The organism is Sphingobium sp. MK2, from assembly GCF_040170545.1.
Classification (GTDB): Bacteria; Pseudomonadota; Alphaproteobacteria; order Sphingomonadales; family Sphingomonadaceae; genus Sphingobium.
Window position 1 is genome coordinate 1 of record NZ_JAZDXA010000104.1, and the last position, 1,098, is coordinate 1,098.

Annotated in this window: 1 protein-coding gene; it reads right to left on the reverse strand. The window is 65.2% G+C overall.

The window, feature by feature from the left end; genetic code table 11:
• On the reverse strand, positions 1 to 1,098 hold a 1,098-nt coding region (locus V2I08_RS20475; protein ID WP_349636583.1), incomplete at both ends, for a UDP-glucose/GDP-mannose dehydrogenase family protein.

Consider the following 1,098-nt stretch of genomic DNA (forward strand, 5'->3'; position numbering starts at 1 on the left):
GGCGAGGCGCTTCATGTCGAGCGCGCGGAAAATGTCCCATTCGGTGACCAGCACCAGCACATCGGCACCTTCTGCCGCTTCATAGGCGTCCTTGGCCATGGTGACATTGGGCATCATGGGCGCGGCGACCGCCATGCCTTCGGGATCATAGGCGACGATCTTCGCGCCCGCATCCTCCAGCGCCTGGACGATGGCGAGGCTGGGCGCGTCGCGCATGTCGTCGGTATTGGGCTTGAAGGTCAGGCCCAGCAGCGCGACTGTCTTGCCGCGCGCGTCACCGCCCAGCGCCTTGACGATCTTGCGCCCCATGGCGCGCTTGCGCAGGTCATTGACCTGCACCACCGTCTCGACGATGCGGATCGGCGTGTCATGATCCTGGCCGGTCTTGACCAGCGCCAGCGTATCCTTGGGGAAGCAGGAGCCGCCATAGCCCGGCCCCGCGTGCAGAAATTTGCTGCCGATGCGATTGTCGAGGCCGATGCCGCGCGACACGTCCTGCACATCAGCGCCGACCGCCTCGCACAGGTCCGCCATCTCGTTGATGAAGGTGATCTTGGTCGCCAGGAAAGCATTGGCGGCATATTTGATCAGTTCAGCGGTGCGCCGCCCGGTGAACATCAACGGTGCCTGGTTCAGGTTGAGCGGACGATAGACCTGGCTCATCACCGCGATCGCCCGTTCCGAACCCGTGGTGCCGACGACGACCCGGTCGGGGCGCTTGAAATCGCCGATCGCCGCGCCTTCGCGCAGGAATTCGGGATTGGACACGACCTGGATGTCGAGGTCGGGCTTCAATTCCCGCGCGATTCGCTCGACCTCGTCACCAGTGCCCACGGGCACGGTCGACTTGGTGACGATGACCGCCGGACCATCGAGCGCTGCGACGATTTCCCGCGCTGCAGCATAGACATAGGAGAGATCGGCATGGCCATCGCCCCGGCGCGAAGGCGTTCCGACCGCGATGAAGATCGCGTCCGCGCCCTTGACGCCGGCCGCAAGGTCCGTGGTGAAGGTCAGGCGGCCCGCCTCGGCATTATTGCCCACGAGCTGGTCGAGGCCCGGCTCGAAAATCGGCATCCGTCCCGCTTCGATCGCCGC